Origin of the sequence: Allosaccharopolyspora coralli (assembly GCF_009664835.1) — a bacterium.
Classification (GTDB): Bacteria; Actinomycetota; Actinomycetes; order Mycobacteriales; family Pseudonocardiaceae; genus Allosaccharopolyspora; species Allosaccharopolyspora coralli.
In genome coordinates, this window is record NZ_CP045929.1 from 2,755,259 (window position 1) to 2,769,418 (window position 14,160).

13 protein-coding genes are annotated in these 14,160 nt (G+C 67.7%); 6 read left to right on the forward strand and 7 right to left on the reverse strand.

What is annotated here, in order from left to right; all coding sequences use genetic code 11:
- The first annotated feature begins 94 nt into the window (after positions 1-94).
- Together GIY23_RS13090 and GIY23_RS13095 are read left to right on the forward strand one after the other, a co-directional pair.
- Positions 95-922 carry an SAM-dependent methyltransferase gene (locus tag GIY23_RS13090; protein WP_154076914.1) on the forward strand — a complete coding sequence of 276 codons (828 nt, stop codon included), beginning with the start codon at positions 95-97 and terminating at the stop codon, positions 920-922.
- A gap of 228 nt (positions 923-1,150) precedes the next feature.
- Complete coding sequence (locus tag GIY23_RS13095; RefSeq protein ID WP_187351873.1) at positions 1,151-2,107, forward strand: metallophosphoesterase; 957 nt, start codon at positions 1,151-1,153, stop codon at positions 2,105-2,107.
- Between the two features lie 122 nt (positions 2,108-2,229).
- On the opposite strand, the gene GIY23_RS13100 is transcribed toward GIY23_RS13095, so the two are convergent.
- The 4 genes from GIY23_RS13100 to GIY23_RS13115 form a co-directional block, all read right to left on the reverse strand.
- The gene (locus GIY23_RS13100) at positions 2,230-3,291 is read right to left on the reverse strand and encodes a 2-oxoacid:ferredoxin oxidoreductase subunit beta (RefSeq protein ID WP_154076916.1); all 1,062 of its coding nucleotides are present in this window, start codon (positions 3,289-3,291) and stop codon (positions 2,230-2,232) included.
- Positions 3,288-5,153: a 2-oxoacid:acceptor oxidoreductase subunit alpha gene (locus GIY23_RS13105; RefSeq protein ID WP_407646875.1), complete on the reverse strand. Its 1,866-nt coding sequence runs from the start codon at positions 5,151-5,153 to the stop codon at positions 3,288-3,290. The genes GIY23_RS13100 and GIY23_RS13105 overlap by 4 nt, the downstream gene beginning before the upstream one ends.
- 875 nt (positions 5,154-6,028) lie before the next feature.
- Positions 6,029-6,940, reverse strand: coding sequence for an SDR family oxidoreductase (locus GIY23_RS13110; RefSeq protein WP_154076918.1), 912 nt, complete (start codon positions 6,938-6,940; stop codon positions 6,029-6,031).
- A gap of 65 nt (positions 6,941-7,005) precedes the next feature.
- Entirely contained in the window at positions 7,006-7,791 is a 786-nt protein-coding gene (locus GIY23_RS13115) for an SDR family oxidoreductase (protein WP_154076919.1), read from the reverse strand.
- A gap of 101 nt (positions 7,792-7,892) precedes the next feature.
- Between GIY23_RS13115 and GIY23_RS13120 the strand changes: the two genes are divergently transcribed.
- Genes GIY23_RS13120 through GIY23_RS13135 form a run of 4 tightly spaced genes read left to right on the forward strand, consistent with a single transcriptional unit; the run spans position 7,893 to position 11,393 of the window.
- Positions 7,893-8,687, forward strand: coding sequence for an enoyl-CoA hydratase family protein (locus GIY23_RS13120; protein ID WP_154076920.1), 795 nt, complete (start codon positions 7,893-7,895; stop codon positions 8,685-8,687).
- Positions 8,688-8,689: 2 nt separating this feature from the next.
- On the forward strand, positions 8,690-9,577 hold the full coding sequence (locus GIY23_RS13125; protein WP_222850373.1) for a CoA transferase subunit A: 888 nt from the start codon (positions 8,690-8,692) through the stop codon (positions 9,575-9,577).
- Complete coding sequence (locus GIY23_RS13130; protein ID WP_154076922.1) at positions 9,574-10,323, forward strand: CoA-transferase subunit beta; 750 nt, start codon at positions 9,574-9,576, stop codon at positions 10,321-10,323. The genes GIY23_RS13125 and GIY23_RS13130 overlap by 4 nt, the downstream gene beginning before the upstream one ends.
- Positions 10,324-10,325: 2 nt before the next feature.
- The gene (locus GIY23_RS13135; RefSeq protein WP_222850374.1) at positions 10,326-11,393 is read left to right on the forward strand and encodes an NAD(P)H-dependent flavin oxidoreductase; all 1,068 of its coding nucleotides are present in this window, start codon (positions 10,326-10,328) and stop codon (positions 11,391-11,393) included.
- Positions 11,394-11,425: 32 nt separating this feature from the next.
- Here GIY23_RS13135 and GIY23_RS13140 read toward each other — a convergent pair whose 3' ends face one another.
- From GIY23_RS13140 to GIY23_RS13150, 3 genes are all read right to left on the reverse strand, one after another.
- Positions 11,426-12,058 (reverse strand): TetR/AcrR family transcriptional regulator, encoded by a 633-nt coding sequence (locus tag GIY23_RS13140; RefSeq protein WP_154076924.1) that lies wholly within the window; start codon positions 12,056-12,058, stop codon positions 11,426-11,428.
- Positions 12,059-12,135: 77 nt separating this feature from the next.
- Positions 12,136-12,927: an SDR family oxidoreductase gene (locus tag GIY23_RS13145; protein WP_154076925.1), complete on the reverse strand. Its 792-nt coding sequence runs from the start codon at positions 12,925-12,927 to the stop codon at positions 12,136-12,138.
- Entirely contained in the window at positions 12,924-14,105 is a 1,182-nt protein-coding gene (locus GIY23_RS13150) for an acyl-CoA dehydrogenase family protein (RefSeq protein ID WP_228717270.1), read from the reverse strand. The genes GIY23_RS13145 and GIY23_RS13150 overlap by 4 nt, the downstream gene beginning before the upstream one ends.
- Positions 14,106-14,160: the final 55 nt, after the last annotated feature.

The window sequence follows — 14,160 nt, forward strand, 5'->3', positions numbered from 1 at the left end:
CTCCGCACTCCGTCGAGATCGAACCGGTATTCCTCGCCTGATCGTCTTCTCGTAGAGTGATGCCTCCAACACGCACCTGTGGAAGGACCGCCCCATGAGCGAACCCGCCCCGCGCGAGCCCGTGGGCGTTGACAGCACACGCGCCAGCATCGCCCGCGTCTACGATGCGATGCTCAACGGCAAGGACAACTACGCCATCGACCGCGAGGTCAAGCAGCAGCTGCTTGAGGCGGCACCTCAGATGGAGACGATCGCCCGGGACAACCGGGAGTGGTTGATCCGGGTGACCCGGTTCCTCGCGGGCACCGTCGGCATCGAACAGTTCCTCGACTGCGGTTCGGGGCTGCCCGCCGCCGAGAACACCCACGAAGCCGCTGCGCGTCTCAACCTCGACACCAAAGTCGTCTACGTGGACAACGACCCCGTGGTGTCCGCGCACGGGCGTGCGTTGCTCGACGAGGGAACGAACGGGTTCTTCGCAACAGCCGATCTCACCCGTCCCGACGAGGTGTACGGGAACCCGCTCGTCGCGCGCACCCTCGACCTCACGCAGCCGACCGCCTTGATGCAGGTCTCCACGCTGCACCATGTCGCCGACGACCACGACCCGGTCGCGATCATGCAATCCTACGTGGACAACCTTCCCTCCGGCAGCTACGTCGCGATCACCCACTTCTACGACCCAGAAGATGGCGGCCCGCTGTCGGCACTGGCCTCCGAACTGGAGGAGATCGCCAGCAGCGGGCCGATGGGCTCGGGTTTCTTCCGCACACGGGACCAGATCGAGGCGATGTTCTGCGGCCTCGAGTTCGTCAACCCCGGTTTGCAGTTACTGCCGGACTGGTGGCCGGACGGCCCGCGCACCAAGCCTCTGTTCGACGTACAACGGCTGATCCTCGGCGGAGTCGCCCGCAAACCCTGATGCGCGATCCGATCGCACAACGAAGCGGCGGTGCCCTGCCTCTGGTCGGCACCGCCGCTTCGTGCGCGACGGCACAACTCTCGCTCCCTGCGCCGAACAGCGCAAATGGCGTCCCCCGTTCAGTCCACTGTGCTCGGCTCGTTGGTTTGTTTCTCACTGTATGCATTGTCGGTGTGTTGTCGACCTGGCAGCGTGACAGCTCGTCGTGACCGCACACGAGGAGCACCCATGACACGCACCCGCACACTTCGATTACTCGCCCTGTCCGCCGCCGTCTCGCTCGGCCTGGTCGTGTCCCCTGCCCACGCTGCCGAATCGCCGGAACAGGCGGACCCGTTCAGCATCGTCGTCCTTCCGGACACCCAGTACTCGTCGGAGAGCTACCCCGCGGCGTTCGATGCCCAAGGCCGGTGGATCAAGGACAACAAGGACAGCCGCAACATCACCTACGCCCTGCACGCGGGAGACGTCGTCGACGACTCCGACCAGGACGGTCAATGGACGACGGCCTCCAACGCGATGGGCTGGCTGGACGGCAACGTTCCCTACATCATCGGCGTCGGCAACCACGACATGGACGCCATGCCCAACGGTGACGATCCGGAAAACGTCCGCGACGCCACGGCATTCAACAAGAACTTCCCCGTGAGCAAGTTCGAGAGCCTGCCCTCCTTCGGCGGCTCTTACCCGGAAGGACAGAACGACAACAGCTACCACACCTTCTCGGCGGGCGGCACCGACTGGCTCGTGCTGTCACTGAAGTACGTGCCCACCGACAAGGAACTCGACTGGGGCAACCAGGTCATCGCCGACCACCCCAACCACCAGGTCATGGTCCTCACGCACTCGTACCAGAAGGGCGAACAGAAGACCGAGGATGGCAAGCGAATCTGGTCGGAACTGGTCAGCAAGCACGCGAACGTCTCGTTCGTCTTCTCCGGCCACCACGTCGCGGCCGGCATGATCGAGGAGAAGGGCGACAACGGCAACACCGTCTATCAGATCCAGGCCGACTACCAGGACAAGAACAAGCTCGACCCGAACAGCTTCTTCCGTGTCATGGACTTCGACCCCGCGGCCGAGACGGTGTCGGTGGAGACCTACTCCCCCTACCTCGACGCGAACAAGGACGACGCCGCCAACGAGTTCGTCATCAAGGACTTCGATTTCCTGCCCGCCAACTGACGAGCCCACTCGCCACGCCGGAGCCGACGGTCCACGATGATGAACGCCCCGGCGCGAAGCCCGGATCCCTCGGATCCTGCGTCGCGCCGGGGCGTTCTGTTCGTTCGAGGATTCGGAACCGCTCAGATCGTCCAGGTGTCGCGACCCGTGAGCAGGCTCTGCAGGTCCGGCGGCGAACTCTGCGCCGCTTCCGCGGTCTGAGCCCGCACCAAGTCGTCGTAAACCGGGCGCTGCGTCGCGCGGAACACACCCGTCACCGTCGGGTCGAGATCCTGACCACCGAGACGGGACAGCGCGAACGCGAACGAGGAGTCCGCACGCTCGGCGTCGTGCACCACGATCGCCGAGGAGTCGACGTCGGAGCTCTTGGCGATCGTGAGCTCACCGTCGTCGTCACGGACCACGCACCGCTGCTCGCCCTCGGGCCCGAACACGATCGGCTCCCCGTGGCGCAGCGGAATGATGCGGCGCTGCTTCTCGTCGTTGTCCTTGAGGACGTCGAACGCGCCGTCGTTGAAGATCGGGCAGTTCTGGTAGATCTCCACCAGAGCGCTACCCCGGTGTTCGGCGGCGGCCTGCAACGTCTCCGTCACGTGCGCACGGTCGGAATCCAGCGTGCGCGCCACGAAACTCGCCTCGGCACCCAGCGCCAGGGACACCGGGTTGAACGGATGGTCGACCGAGCCTGCCGGGGTCGACTTGGTGACCTTGCCGACCTCACTGGTCGGCGAGTACTGGCCCTTCGTCAGTCCGTAGATCCGGTTGTTGAACAACAGGATCTTGAGGTTGACGTTGCGCCGCAACGCGTGGATCAGGTGGTTGCCGCCGATGGAGAGCGCGTCGCCGTCACCGGTGACCACCCACACCGACAGGTCCTCCCGCGAGGCCGCCAGGCCGGTCGCGATGGCGGGCGCACGCCCGTGGATGGAGTGCATCCCGTAGGTGTTCATGTAGTACGGGAACCGCGAGGAACAGCCGATCCCCGAGACGAACACGATGTTCTCGCGCTTGAGCCCGAGCGAGGGCAGGAAACTCTGCACCGCGTTGAGCACGATGTAGTCACCGCAGCCCGGGCACCAGCGCACTTCCTGGTCGGACTTGTAGTCCTTCGCCTTCTGCTGCTCGTCGGTGGTCGGAACACCGGCCAGGCCGCCCGGTGTGGGGAGTCCGAGGTCGGTCGTCACGCCGTCACCCCCTGAACGAAGTCGGTCAGCACGTTCTCCAGCTCCTCCGCGCGGAACGGCAGGCCTTCCACCTTGGTGTGACTGATCGCGTCCACCAGGTACCGGGCCCGCAGCAGCATCGCCAGCTGCCCCATGTTCATCTCCGGCACGATCACTTTGTCGTAGCGCCGCAGCACCTCGCCGAGGTTGCCCGGCATCGGGTTCAGGTAGCGCAGGTGTGCTTGCGCGACACGCATGCCCTTGCTGCGCACCCGCCTGCAGGCCGCGCCGATCGGGCCGAACGACGAGCCCCACCCGAGGACGAGCACGTCGGCGGCGCCGGACGGGTCGTCGACCTCGATGTCGGGGACCTCGATACCGTCCACCTTGGACTGACGGAGCCGCACCATGCGGTCGTGGTTGCTCGGGTCGTAGGAGATGTGGCCGGGGCCGTCGGCCTTCTCCAGACCGCCGACGCGGTGTTCCACCCCCGGCGTACCGGGCACGGCCCACTCCCGCGCAAGAGTCTCCGGGTCCCGCAGGTACGGCCAGAACTCACCCGAGCCATCCGGAGCGTTCGGCTCGGTCGCGAACGACACGCGAAGGTCGGGCAGGTCGGCCACGTCCGGGATCATCCACGGCTCCGAGCCGTTGGCGACCGCACCGTCCGAGAGCAGCAGCACCGGCGTCCGGTAGCGCAACGCGATCCGGGCGGCCTCGAGCGCCACGTCGAAGCAGTCCGACGGCGAGCAGGGTGCGATCACCGGCACCGGCGACTCGCCGTTGCGGCCGTAGAGCGCCTGCAACAGGTCGGCCTGCTCGGTCTTGGTCGGCAGACCGGTCGACGGGCCGCCCCGCTGGATGTCGCAGATCAGCAGCGGCAGTTCGAGCGTGACCGCCAGACCGATCGTCTCCGACTTCAGCGCGAGGCCCGGTCCGGAGGTCGTCGTCACGCCCAACGCACCGCCGAACGCGGCACCGAGCGCGGCACCGACCCCGGCGATCTCGTCCTCTGCCTGGAACGAGGTCACGCCGAAGTTCTTGTGCTTGGAGAGCTCGTGGAGCACGTCCGAGGCGGGGGTGATCGGATAGCTGCCCAGGAACAGATCGAGCCCGCTGCAGTGCCCGGCGGAGACCAGGCCGTAGGCGAGCGCCGCGTTGCCGGTGATCTGCCGGTAGGTGCCTTCCGGCAGCGTGGCCGGGGCGACCTCGTAGGTCACCGCGAACGACTCGGTGGTCTCGCCGTAGTTCCATCCGGCCCGGAACGCCAGCACGTTCGCCTCGGCCACGTCCGGCTTCTTGGCGAACTTCTCGCGCAGGAACGCCTCGGTGCCCTCGGTGGGCCGGTGGTACATCCACGACAGCAGGCCGAGCGCGAACATGTTCTTCGCCCGCTCGGCCTCCTTGCGCGAGAGGCCGGTCGGCTCCACGGCGCCCTTGGTCAACTCCGTCATGGAGACCTGGTGCACCTGATAGCGCTCCAGGTCGGGAGTCTCCAGCGGGTTCGACTCGTAGCCGACCTTGGTCAGGTTCCGCTTGGTGAACTCGTCGATGTTGACGATCAGGATCCCGCCGTGCGGCAGGTCGCCGATGTTGGCTTTGAGGGCCGCGGGGTTCATCGCCACGAGCACGTCCGGCCGGTCGCCGGGCGTGAGGATGTCGTAGTCGGCGAAGTGCAGCTGGAAGCTGGACACACCGGGCAGCGTCCCGGCGGGCGCGCGAATCTCCGCGGGGAAGTTCGGCAGCGTCGCCAGGTCGTTGCCGAACGCGGCCGCTTCCGAGGTGAACCGGTCGCCGGTCAGCTGCATGCCGTCGCCGGAGTCCCCGGCGAACCGAATCACCACGCGGCTGACCTGCACGGCTTCCTCGCCGGAGCCGTTCACCGGCTGAGCGGCGTGCTGCCCGTTCGTCGTCACCACTGGACCAGTGCCCTTTCGCCGTGCGGAGAAACTTCTTCTTCCACCACGCGCACGATACAACCTCCCGCAGTCGCTCCTACTCGCAGTAGCCCCCGGGATCGACGCGTTGTCCGCTGACAGGATACGCGCGGTCCCGGGTCCGACGAGGAATTCTCCCCGGTCCATCGTGAGTCGATTTCGCGAGGTGATCGCGAAGTCGACTCGCCTCCGTTGTCGCGTTGTTCCGAAGAAATGCACCGAGGGAAACACTTTTCGACCATCCGTGAACCGCACAGGAACGAGGGAATGACCGACTCGCGAACGGATCGGCACGACCATCCCCGCATGGAACCGACGCGCGCGCCGGGATGACGATCGCGACCGCACGTGGCTCTCGCACGCCCCTCCGTCTTCACGCCGCCTGCGGGACCGCACCGCAGCGCGCAGACTCGACCCGTTGATGCCCCGGCATAACGAGGACGCGACCCGCCGGACAAACCGAGGGAGAATGATCGAGCGCGCTGCACCGTGTCTCCGGTTCCGTGCGCGCGACCGTCCACCCTCACATCGGAAACCCCCGACCGGAACGTCGGGCAGCATTCCTCTGTGTTCCGGAAATTCATACCCGCCGCACCTCTCTCGTCATACTCTGTCTCGCCCACGAACTGTTCGCCCGGGAGGCCGACGAAATCAATTCCGCGTACGCTCGCTCAATTTTTCCCGAAGCCCTATGAGTTACGTCACAAAGCGGTCACATCCGCCTTCGTTCCCACTTCGCAGGATTTTCCGATGAAGTCCACACGATTCAGCGACGTCCACAGAGTGAGACCGCCTCGGTGCGGACCTCACCGGGTGGTGGTTCACACGGCTCCGTACACCGGCTCCGGCGCCGGCGCCTCGGCCACGAGGTCCTTGATCGCGGCGCCGAGCTCGGCGGCCTCCCAGCGACGCTCCGCCGTCCGCTCCGGACCATGCCGCCAGCCCGTGGCCAACGCGACCGCACCCCCCTCGACCTCGAACATCCGGCCGGTGACCTCCCGCGACTCCGCGCTGCCGAGCCAGACCACCAGCGGCGAGACGTTCTCGGGCGCCATCGCGTCGAAGGTCTGCGCGCCCGGGGCAGCCATCCTGTCCCGGAACACCTCCTCCGTCATACGCGTCCGCGCGGACGGTGCGATGGCGTTGACCGTCACCCCGTAGCGGCCCAGCTCGGCCGCCGTGTTGATCGTCAGAGCGGCGATCCCGGCCTTGGCCGCGGCGTAGTTGCTCTGGCCGATGCTGCCCAGCAGGCCCGCTCCGGAGGCCGTGTTCACCACCCGCGCGTCGACAGGCTCGCCGGCCCGCGAGCAACCGCGCCAGTACGCGGCGGCGTGGCGCATCGTCGCCGCGTGCCCCTTGAGGTGCACCCGGACCACGTCGTCCCACTCCTGTTCGGAGAGATTGACGAACATCCGGTCCCGGACCACGCCCGCGTTGTTCACCAGCACGTCGAGCCGCCCATAGGTCTCGACCGCGAAGTCGACGAGCTCGCGTGCCTGGTTCCAGTCGGCCACGTCGGCGCGGTGCACGACCGCCGAGCCACCGGCGTCGACGATCTCGCGCGCCACCTCGTCGCCGGGCGTGGTGGCACCACCCGACCCATCCAACTCGACGCCGACGTCGTTGACCACGACCTTCGCGCCGTGCGCCGCGAAAGCACGCGCGTGCGCGCGGCCGAGTCCGCGACCCGCTCCGGTGACGATGACGACCCGGTCCTCACAGATGCCGGACACTGTTCCTCCTGTCGTTGCCGGTACTGCCGTCGTCGAGGCCACGGCCGCGAGCGCGACGCACCTCGTCAGCTCGTGGCGTGCGCTCGGTGATCGGACCTGGTGAACGCCGCCAGGTGTCCCGGCGACTCGCCGCCACCGTCCACTGCCAGCTGAGCACCGCTGACGTAGGCCGCCAACGGCGAGGCGAGGAACACGCAGGTGTTGCCGACGTCGACGGGGTCGGCGGCCCGGCCCAGCGGGATGGCCGCCGTCGCGCCTCCGTCGTCGGCGCCGTAGTGCTCCTCGAATGCTTCGGTCCTGGCCAGGCCCAACGTGATCGCGTTGACCCGCACGTGCGGCGCGAACTCCCAGGCGAGGGTCCGCGTCAGGTTGGCGAGTCCTGCTTTGGCCGCCCCGTACGACGCCACGCCCGGTGCCGGGCGGGTCGCGGCGATACTGCTGATCATCACGATGGAACCACCGCTGTCCCGCAGCATCGGCCACGCGCACCGCGACGTCGTCAGTGGCGCCAGCAGATTCAGCTCCACGATCTTCGAGTGGAACCGCATCGACGCCGACAGCGTGTCGGTAGGCGGTGCTCCGCCCGCGTTGTTCACCAGCGTGTCCAACCGTCCCGATTCGTCCCGCACCGTCTCCACGACGGCGTCGACCTGATCCGGGTCGCGAACGTCGGCCGGGACGAAGCGGGCGGTGCGTCCCTCGACGACAGGGAGCTCGTCCGGCTCGTGTCGCGAGCACACGTACACCTCGGCTCCCGCGCGCAGGAACACCGTGGCGATCCCCGCGCCCACTCCTTTCGTGCCGCCCGTGACGAGGGCGACCCGACCGGTCAGATCGATCTGCACACTCACCGAATCTCCCTTCGCCGCGGCGAATTCCGACACTGGCGGTGGCCGCGTCGCGTTGCTACCGTACCAACCGAACCAAACAAGTGCTAGGTTTGGCAGGTGGCATGGGCACACGCATCGAGCGCCGCGACGACGGGGTCGTGATCCTCACCGTCGATCACCCTCCGGTGAACGCGCTGCCGGTCGACGGCTGGTTCGCACTCGCCGACGCGCTCCGGGAAAGCGGAGCCGACCCGCACACCCGCGTGGTCGTTCTCCGAGCAGAAGGACGCGGCTTCAACGCGGGGGTCGACATCAAGGAACTCGCCGCCGCCGAGGACCACTCCACGCTCGTCGCGGTCAATCACGGTTGTTACGCGGCTTTCGCCGGCGTCTACGACTGCCCGGTTCCAGTCATCAGCGCGGTGCACGGGTTCTGCGTCGGCGGCGGCATCGGCCTGGTCGGCAACTCCGACGTCGTCGTCGCCTCTGACGACGCCACGTTCGGTCTCCCCGAGATCGACCGCGGCGCACTCGGAGCCGCGACCCACCTCGCGAGGCTGGTTCCGCAGCACCTGATGCGGACGCTGTTCTACACCGGCAGGACGGTGACCGCGCAGCAGCTCGAGCATTTCGGTTCGGTGTGGCGGGTCGTGGCCCGCGAGGACCTGCTCGACACGGCACTCGAACTCGCCGGTGAGATCGCGGCGAAGGATCCGCTGATCATCCGCAAGGCCAAGGAGTCGCTCAACGGGATCGACCCGGTCGACGTGCACCGCAGCTACCGCTTCGAGCAGGGATTCACCTTCGAGCTCAACCTCGACGGGGTCGCCGAACGCGTACGCAACACGTTCGGTCGTCGCGATGACTCGACCGCCGCGGTCCACACAGGACCGTCCAGGGACGGCAGGAGGAAATGACGGTGCAGGACAGATCCACGACCGTCGACGGAGTCGTGTCCCGGCTCCGGGACGGAATGACGATCGGCATCGGCGGCTGGGGGTCACGCCGCAAACCGATGGCGCTGGTGCGGGCGATCCTGCGCTCCGAACTCCGGGACCTGACACTGGTCTCCTACGGCGGTCCCGACGTCGGACTGCTCGCGGCGGCTGGGAAGCTCCGCAAAGTCGTGTACGGGTTCGTCTCGCTGGACTCCGTGCCACTCGACCCGCACTTCCGCGCCGCACGGCAGCGCGGTGAGCTCGACGTCGCCGAGTACGACGAGGGCATGGTGCTGGCTGGACTCCGTGCGGCCGCGGCGCGGCTTCCGTTCCTGCCGACCCGCGCCGGCCTCGGCTCGGACGTGATGGCACTCAACCCCGGGTTGACGACCGTCACTTCGCCGTACGCGGACGGCGAAGAACTCGTCGCGATGCCCGCATTGGAGCTCGACGTCGCGCTGGTGCACATGAATCGAGCGGATCGGGCAGGCAACGGCCAGTACCTCGGTCCCGACCCGTACTTCGACGATCTGTTCTGTGCGGCGGCCGCCGAGGCGTACGTGAGTTGTGAGCAGCTCGTGTCCACAGAGGAACTTCTGCACACCGGGCCGTTGCCCTCCCTGCTGCTCGATCGAACCCACACCACGGGGGTGGTGGAAACGCCGAACGGTGCCCATTTCACCAGTTGCGTTCCCGACCACGAGCGGGATGAGCCGTTCCAGAGGCAGTACGCCGCGAGCGGAAAGTCCGCCGAGGCGTGGCAGGAGTTTCGCGAACGCTTCCTCAGCGGCGACGAGTCCGACTACCAGCAGGCCGTCGACGCGTTCCACGCCGGCGCGACAGAACGGCAGGAGGCGAGGGTCCGATGAACGACGTGACGCGGGCCGAGGTCTGTGCGGTCGCCTGCGCGGACTCGTGGGCCGACGCGGGGACGGTGCTCGCCTCCCCCATCGGCATCGTGCCGACCGTCGGCGCGCGGCTGGCCAAGCTCACCACGGCGCCGGAACTGCTGCTCACGGACGGCGAGGCACAACTGCTGGCTGACGTCCCTCCGATGGGGTCCGGCGCGGACGGCGCCACCGTCGAAGGGTGGATGCCGTACCGCAAGGTGCTCGACATGCTGGCAGGCGGACAACGCCGCGTGATGATGGGCGCGACCCAGATCGACCGCCACGGCAACCAGAACATCTCCCGGATCGGCACGTGGGACGCCCCGAAGGTGCAACTGATCGGCGTGCGCGGAGCGCCGGGGAACACGATCAACCACACCACGAACTACTGGATTCCCCAGCACGGCCCGCGCGTGTTCGTCGAGTCGGTCGACGTCGTCTCCGGGGTGGGTCACGACCGTGCCCGGCGGGTCGGCGCTCGCTATCACGACGTCAGCGTCGTCGTCACCGATCTCGCCGTTCTCGACTTCGCCGGACCCGAGGCGACCATGCGGCTGCGTTCGGTGCATCCGGGCGTCACGGTCGAGCAAGTACAGGAGAACACCGGGTTCCCGCTCGCGATCGACACGGTGGAACAGACGCGACTTCCCACGAGCGAGGAACTCGACCTCATTCGAAGCACTGTCGACCCGAAGGACCTCCGCTCGCAGGAGGTGGCGCAGTGACGGTGTCGCTTCGAACGCCACTGTGCGACCTGGTCGGCGTGCGGCACCCGGTGGTGCAGACGGGCATGGGCTGGGTGGCGGGACCGCGGCTGGTCTCGGCGACGGCCAACGGTGGCGGGCTCGGCATTCTCGCCTCGGCCACGATGGGCATCGAGCAGCTCACCGACGCGATACACGAGGTCAAAGAGCGCACCGATGAACCGTTCGGCGTGAACCTCCGCGCCGACGCCGAGGACGCCGAGCAGCGCGTCGATCTGCTCATCCGCGAAGGAGTCCGGGTCGCGTCGTTCGCCCTGGCACCGAACCAACGACTCATCGGCAAGCTCAAGGACGCCGGGATCGTCGTGATCCCCTCGGTGGGTGCGCGCAGACACGCGGAGAAGGTGGCAGCGTGGGGTGCGGACGCGGTTCTGGTTCAGGGCGGCGAAGGCGGCGGCCACACCGGCCCGGTCGCCACGACGCTGCTCGTTCCCCAGGTCGTCGATGCCGTGGACATTCCGGTGATCGCCGCGGGTGGGTTCTTCGACGGACGCGGGTTGGCTGCCGCGCTGTGTTACGGCGCGGCGGGCGTCGCGATGGGAACACGATTCCTGATGACGCGGGACAGCGCGGTTCCGGACGAGGTCAAGCAGCGCTACCTCGCGTCCGCATGCACGGACACGCTCGTGACGTCCCGAGTGGACGGACTGCCACACCGGATGATCCGAACCGACGTGTCCGATTCCGCCGAGCGTTCCGGGTCACTGCGGCGACTCCCCGGGGCAATTCGTCAAGCGGTCGGTTTCAAACGCATGATGGGGCTGTCGTGGCGCGGTCTCGTCACCGACGGGCTCGCGATGCGCAAGGCACAGCAGCTTCCGTGGCACCGGTTGTTGCTCGCGGCGAACACTCCGATGCTCATCAAGGCCGCGCTGGTCGACGGCGATCCGGAGGCCGGAATCCTGCCCTCCGGTCAGGTCGTCGGCATGATCGACGACCTGCCCAGCTGCGCGGAACTGATCGACGGGTTGGTCACCGAGGCCGCCTCCGTGCTCCAGACGAACGCAACCACGCAGGTCACCGACGCGTGAGCCTTTTTGGTGGCCCCAGCCACCAAAAAGGCTCACGCCTCCATGAGGCCGTGGCAGACGAGTTTGACGTACTCGTCGGCGATCACGTTCGCCGTCAGCCTGCCGCGCGGGTTGTACCAGTGCACAGCCGTCCACACGGTGTCCCGGATGAACCGGTAGACCAGCTTCACGTTGAGATCCGGCCGGAACAGTCCTTGCTCCTGGCCGTCCTGCAACACGCGGATCCACATCCGCTCGAACTCGGCGGCGGCCTTGTCCAGGTAGGCGAATCGCTCGAACTGGGCGAGATGGTTCGCCTCGTTCTGGAAGATCGCGATCGCCGAGCGATACTGCGGCATCGCCCGGAAGGACTGCCGCACGAGCTCGATGACCGCGGTCCGCGCGTCCTCGGCTTCTCCGAGGATGTCGTCGTAGCTGCGCTGTTGGTAGTCCAGGAACTCGCGGAGGATCTCGTCGACCATCGACTCCTTCGAGTCGAAGTGGTGGTAGAGACTGCCCGAGAGGATTCCGGCTTCGTCGGCGATGTCGCGCACGGTGGTGGCGAGGAAACCTCGGGTGGCGAACAGATTCGCGGCGATGGTCAGCAACTCCGCGCGCCGCTGCGAGCCACGAGCGTTCTCCCGTGTGCCGTTCGTCCGCGTCGACGCGCGCCTGGTTCCTGCCACGATGGACGTCCCTTCGACCTGCCCAGTGTCTCAAAGCCGATGCGGGCCGTGCGCCGGGCTCGCACGGTCCCGGCGCCTCACGCGTGCTGATTGCTCACCGAGACGACCTCTCCGGTGAGGTAGGTGGAGTACCCGCTGGCGAGGAACACGATGACATTGGCGACCTCCCACGGTTCCGCGGAACGGCCGAACGCCTCACGGGAGGTGAGCTCCCCGAGCAGTTCGTCCGACGTCACCTTCGCGAGGTTCGCGTGCATCACCAGGCTCGGGGCGACCGCATTGATCCGCACCCCCAACGGGGCCGCGTCGATCGCCGCACACCGGGTCAGGGCCATGACGCCCGCCTTCGCCGCCGCATAGTGCGCCTGCCCGGCCTGGGCACGCCACCCGACGACCGAGGCGTTGTTGACCACCACGCCCCCACCGCCCTGGTCCCGGAACCGGCGCACGGCCGCGCGGGTGCATCGGAACGTGCCGTTGAGCGTCACGTCGAGGACCTTGTTCCACTGGTCGTCGGTCATGTCCTGGATCGACGCCGTTCCACCGAGTCCGGCGTTGTTGACCAGCACGTCCACTCCGCCGAACTCGACGGCCGCCGTGTCGAGCAGTCGCGTCACCTGGTCCTCGTCGGTCACGTCGCACGGCACCGACACGACTTCGGCCCCCGGGATCTCGCCGAGTTCCGCGTGCACGGCTTCGAGTCTGCGCTCGTGGTGGTCGCTGACGACGACGCGGGCGCCTTCCTCGACCATCCGGCGCGCCGTGGCCGAACCGATACCGCTGCCTGCGGCGGCCGTGACCACGGCCGTCTTGCCCGCGAGCAGGTTGTGCGCCGCGGTTCGTTCCGGCGCGGACGGACTGGCGGTCACGGGCGAACCTCCTTGGGAAGTCCGAGCACTCGCTCGGCGATGATGTTGCGTTGGATCTCGTCGGAACCGCCGTAGATGGTGTCGGCCCGGGTGAACAGGAACAGCCGCTGGTGTTCGTCGAGTTCGTACGGCGGGCCGTCGGTGAGCAGACCGTCAGCCCCGGCGACCTCCATGGCCAGCTCCCCGAGACCGCGGTGAAAACGCGCCCAGTACAGCTTCGCGATCGAGGCTTCGGAGCCGGCGGTTCCGTTGGCGACGCCGGTCAAGGTGCGCAGCACGTTGAAGCGCATGATCTCCAGCCCGGTCCACGCGCGGACGATCTTGTCGCGCAGCACGGGATCCTCGAGCGCCCCGTTGGCTCTCGCCAAGTCGGTGATGCCCTGGAGCTCCCGGCGAAAGACGACCTGCTGGTCGACGGTGCCGATCCCGCGTTCGAAGCCGAGGGTGCCCATCGCGACCCGCCAGCCGTCCCCGACCTCGCCGACGACGTGATGGGCATCGGCACGGGCGCCGTCGAAGAAAACCTCGTTGAACTCCGACGTTCCGGTGAGCTGAGTGATCGGGCGCACCTCGATACCGGGCTGCTGCATGGGCACCAACAAGTAGGACAAGCCGTGGTGCCGGGTTTCCGCGGGATCGGTGCGGGCGAGCACGAAGCACCAATCGGCGAAATGCGCGTGCGAGGTCCACACCTTCTGGCCGTGCACGACCCATTCTCCGCCGTCCCGTTCCGCGCGGGTCGAGACGTTGGCGAGGTCCGAGCCCGCGCCTGGCTCGGAATAGCCCTGACACCACAGTTCGCGCACGGTGACGATCGGTGGAAGGAAACGCTGCTGCTGTTGCGGTGTGCCGAACGCGATGACGGTCGGGCCGAGCAGTTCCTCCCCGATGTGGCTCAGCCGGACCGGAGCGTTCGCCTGGGCGTACTCCTCGTGAAAGATCACCTGTTCCTGGATGGAGGCGCCTCGGCCGCCGAACTCCGTCGGCCAGCCCAGGCAGGTCCACCCGTGGTCGGCGAGGTGGCGGTCCCACGCGAGTCGCGCGTCGAACGCCTCGTGCTCGCGTCCGGGGCCGCCGAGCCCCCGGACCTCGGCGAAGTCACCGGTGAGGTGATCACCGAGCCATTCGCGCACCTGCGTGCGGAAGGCCGATTCCGCTGCGCTGTCGGTGAGATCCACCTGCCCACCTCGCTCGCTCCGCCGGGATTCGGACCGCCGTGAGCCTACCAAGCAC